The 3,650-nt window shown below is 52.0% G+C and carries 3 protein-coding genes and 3 tRNA genes; 2 read left to right on the top strand and 4 right to left on the bottom strand.

Annotation, left to right across the window (positions count from 1 at the left end):
* Together ACCW76_RS20865 and ACCW76_RS20860 are read right to left on the bottom strand one after the other, a co-directional pair.
* A tRNA-Val gene (locus ACCW76_RS20865) sits at window positions 1-76 on the bottom strand.
* A gap of 46 nt (window positions 77-122) precedes the next feature.
* A tRNA-Val gene (locus tag ACCW76_RS20860) sits at window positions 123-198 on the bottom strand.
* A gap of 273 nt (window positions 199-471) precedes the next feature.
* Between ACCW76_RS20860 and gltX the strand changes: the two genes are divergently transcribed.
* The gene (gene gltX / locus ACCW76_RS20855; protein WP_436340024.1) at window positions 472-1,893 is read left to right on the top strand and encodes a glutamate--tRNA ligase; all 1,422 of its coding nucleotides are present in this window, start codon (window positions 472-474) and stop codon (window positions 1,891-1,893) included.
* Between the two features lie 83 nt (window positions 1,894-1,976).
* Here the strand turns inward: gltX and ACCW76_RS20850 are convergent, their stop codons facing one another.
* Both ACCW76_RS20850 and ACCW76_RS20845 read right to left on the bottom strand, forming a co-directional pair.
* Complete coding sequence (locus ACCW76_RS20850; RefSeq protein WP_034825897.1) at window positions 1,977-2,330, bottom strand: YfeC-like transcriptional regulator; 354 nt, start codon at window positions 2,328-2,330, stop codon at window positions 1,977-1,979.
* Between the two features lie 114 nt (window positions 2,331-2,444).
* Entirely contained in the window at window positions 2,445-3,230 is a 786-nt protein-coding gene (locus ACCW76_RS20845) for a formate/nitrite transporter family protein (protein ID WP_038645593.1), read from the bottom strand.
* 344 nt (window positions 3,231-3,574) lie between these two features.
* Between ACCW76_RS20845 and ACCW76_RS20840 the strand changes: the two genes are divergently transcribed.
* Window positions 3,575-3,650, top strand: a tRNA-Ala gene (locus ACCW76_RS20840).

The raw sequence follows: 3,650 nt of genomic DNA, 5'->3' as shown, positions 1-3,650 counted from the left end.
TGGTGGGCGATGACGGGCTCGAACCGCCGACCCCCTCCGTGTAAAGGAGATGCTCTACCAACTGAGCTAATCGCCCATATCTTTCTCTTCAAACTCTTGTACACTGCGAGCCACTTTTTGAGTGGTGGGTGATGACGGGCTCGAACCGCCGACCCCCTCCGTGTAAAGGAGATGCTCTACCAACTGAGCTAATCACCCCCGCTGTGTGGAGTCGCATTATAGGGATCCTTCGAAGTGAGTCAACGCTTTTTAAAACATAAATGTGCGTTCGCTTTAAATTTAGGCAGCATGCCGCGCTTTTAGCCAATGTGCTGGTTTTATTAGCAGAAAAACGCACTTCAATCTGTGATGCCGCCGCGAGAGTCATTGAGGAAAGCGTCCCACCTGCTAGAATATGCGCACTGTTTTTTCGCGTTAACCCGTTTTTTTGTCATCCAGACAAAGAAACCTGCGCATCTAAGGCAATGCTGAATGAAAATCAAAACTCGCTTCGCACCCAGCCCAACGGGCTACCTGCATGTGGGCGGTGCCCGTACTGCTCTTTATTCCTGGCTTTATGCTCGCCATAACAAGGGCGAATTCGTTCTGCGTATCGAAGATACCGATCTGGAACGTTCAACGCCGGAAGCCATTGAAGCCATCATGGATGGCATGAACTGGCTAAACCTGCAGTGGGATGAAGGCCCGTACTATCAGACGAAGCGCTTTGATCGTTACAACGCGGTCATCGATGAGATGGTAGAAGCGGGTACAGCTTATAAATGCTATTGCTCTAAAGAGCGTTTAGAAGCGCTGCGTGAAGAGCAGATGGCGAAAGGCGAGAAGCCACGTTATGACGGCCGCTGCCGTGACAGCCATGAACATCATGCGGCGGATGAGCCTTGCGTGGTCCGTTTCCGTAACCCGCAAGAGGGTTCGGTCATTTTTGACGACCAGATCCGTGGACCCATTGAGTTCAGTAACCAGGAGCTGGATGATCTGATCATCCGCCGCACTGATGGCTCACCAACCTACAACTTCTGTGTGGTGGTGGATGACTGGGATATGGGTATCACGCACGTGATCCGTGGCGAAGACCATATCAACAACACGCCACGCCAGATCAACATCCTTAAGGCGATTGGTGCAGAAGTGCCAACCTACGCGCACGTCTCGATGATCCTGGGTGATGACAGTAAGAAGCTGTCGAAACGCCATGGCGCAGTGGGTGTGATGCAGTACCGTGATGACGGCTATCTGCCGGAAGCACTGCTTAACTATCTGGTGCGTTTGGGCTGGTCACATGGCGATCAGGAAATTTTCAGCGTGGCTGAGATGGCCGAGCTGTTTACCCTGGATGCTGTCAGTAAGTCTGCCAGTGCGTTTAACACCGAAAAACTGCAGTGGCTGAACCATCACTACATCAATACGCTGCCGCCGGAATACGTGGCAACGCAGCTGCAGTGGCACATCGAGCAGCAGAATATCGATACCCGCACCGGCCCGGAGTTGGCGAAATTGGTGACGCTGCTGGGTGAGCGTTGCAAAACGCTGGTCGAGATTGCCGCTTCTTGCCGTTACTTCTATGAAGAGTTCGATGCTTTTGATGCCGATGCGGCGAAGAAACATTTACGCCCTGTTGCGCGTCAGCCACTGGAAGTGGTGCGTGACAAACTGGCTGCGCTGAGCGACAGCGAGTGGAATGCGGAGAATGTGCACAACGCGATTCAGGGTGCCGCCGATGCGCTCGAACTGGGTATGGGCAAAGTGGGTATGCCACTGCGCGTGGCGGTCACCGGTGCAGGTCAGTCTCCGGCACTGGATGTGACTGTCGAAGCGATTGGTCGCAGCCGCAGCGTGGCTCGCATCGAGAAAGCGCTGGCCTTTATTGCTGAGCGTGAAGCCCAGGCTTAATTGAGGTAGCGGCAGCCTGTAACGTTGCCGCTGCACTTATCGTGGGCATTAAAAAAGCCGGGTGCATAAGCGCCCGGCTTTTTTTAATCTTCTTTAATCCCTAGCCGTTCCAGCACACCACTTATCCCCTCGCGCAGCAACAATGCAGCCAGTTGATCTTGCTCAGCGGTTGTCATTTGCTGGACAGAATTTATTAATAACGCAGGTAACGTATTTTGTTGAGCACCGTAATTGGCCGCCGGCTCGGTCGCGTGGCGGGTAGACTGAACAAAGCTTTTTACACGCTCATCAATATGAATCAATCGCGCCTTACCACCCTGTACACCGGGCTTGGGCGTGGTTGTCCAGTTTTCGCGTTTGATCCATTTATTCACCGTTTGCCGACTGTAGCCCGTTTCCAGCGCGAGCTCCTCGGGGGTGAGCCATTCCTTTTTCACGATGCTGTCCCTGTTAAATACATTAGCTGTACATATTACAACAAAACGTAACGGGGAAAAGTAATCAGGCAGGAAAATGCCTCTTGTCTCATGACAAAAGGCATAAATCGGATATTAAGCTTCGCTCGTTTCAGCTTGTGCAGGACGGAAAGCAAGGAAATAGGTGAGACCAACAAATATTGCACCGCCCACGCCGTTGCCAAGGAAGACGGCAATCACGTTTGGCGCAAAGTCTGCCCAGCTCATTTGTCCGGCAAAAATCGCAGCGGGCACAATAAACATGTTCGCCACCACGTGCTGGAAGCCAATCGCCACGAAGGCCATCACCGGGAACCACATGCCAAAGATTTTGCCGACCATATCTTTGCTGGCAAAAGCTAACCACACAGCCAGACACACCAGCCAGTTGCAGCCAATACCTGAAATGAACGCGTGCAGGAAATCCGCATTCACTTTCGCGTGAGCAATCGCCACGGTCTTTTTCAGATAATCGCCTTCGGTCATACCGAGCATATGACCAAAGAACCAGGCGACTGCGATGCTGCCAATAAAGTTGGCAATCGTGACCCAGAACCAGTTACGCAGCACGCTCAAACCGCTGATGCGGCGAGCGAACCAGGCGATCGGTAAGGTCATCATGTTGCCAGTCAACAGTTCACCACCGGCCAGAACGGTCAGTATCAGGCCAACCGGAAACACCGCAGCGCCGAGGAAGCCGCCAAAGGAGCCCCATTCAGCAGGCAGCTGGTTGATAACATGCAGATCCAACAGGAAACCCGTGGCAATAAATGCACCGGCCATAAAACCAAGGATCAATAAGGTGGAAACAGGCAAACGGCTTTTAGCCACGCCCGCTTGAATCGCCAGTTGGGCGATCTCTTTCGGTGTATGCAGCGACATATTTCACTTTTCTTTTAATGAACAAGGGGAAAATGCTGGCCGATCAAAGAGTGATATACCCTGGAAGGTTGACCGGTTAATTAGCGCGCTAAGTTTTACACTTACCCGTAACGAACACAAGATTATTCCTAACATCTTTAACCCTGATTTAACCTTGGTTGCAGGGCGTTAAATGCGAAAATGCGTTAACGAAATGCGCAATTGCGTTGAAAAAAAAGCCATTACGGTAGGGTGTTGCCGCCTTTTTCAGCGATTGAACACAGAACGAGAATTTGGCGTTGACACTCAGGGAGCGGTTTCATATGATGCCGTCCGTCGAGTTAAATCGGCTGTTTTTCGGTGCTGGGGGTATAGCTCAGCTGGGAGAGCGCTTGCATGGCATGCAAGAGGTCAGCGGTTCGATCCCGCTTATCTCCACCA

The organism is Pantoea sp. C8B4 (assembly GCF_051336905.1).
GTDB lineage: Bacteria > Pseudomonadota > Gammaproteobacteria > Enterobacterales > Enterobacteriaceae > Pantoea > Pantoea rwandensis_B.
This window is presented reverse-complemented; position numbering and strand designations above follow the sequence as displayed.

Excerpts from the sequence above, each read along its gene's own strand:
- ACCW76_RS20845 (WP_038645593.1), bottom strand. The coding sequence starts at position 3,230 with ATGTCGCTGCATACACCGAAAGAGATCGCCCAACTGGCGATTCAAGCG.
- gltX (WP_436340024.1), top strand. The coding sequence starts at position 472 with ATGAAAATCAAAACTCGCTTCGCACCCAGCCCAACGGGCTACCTGCAT.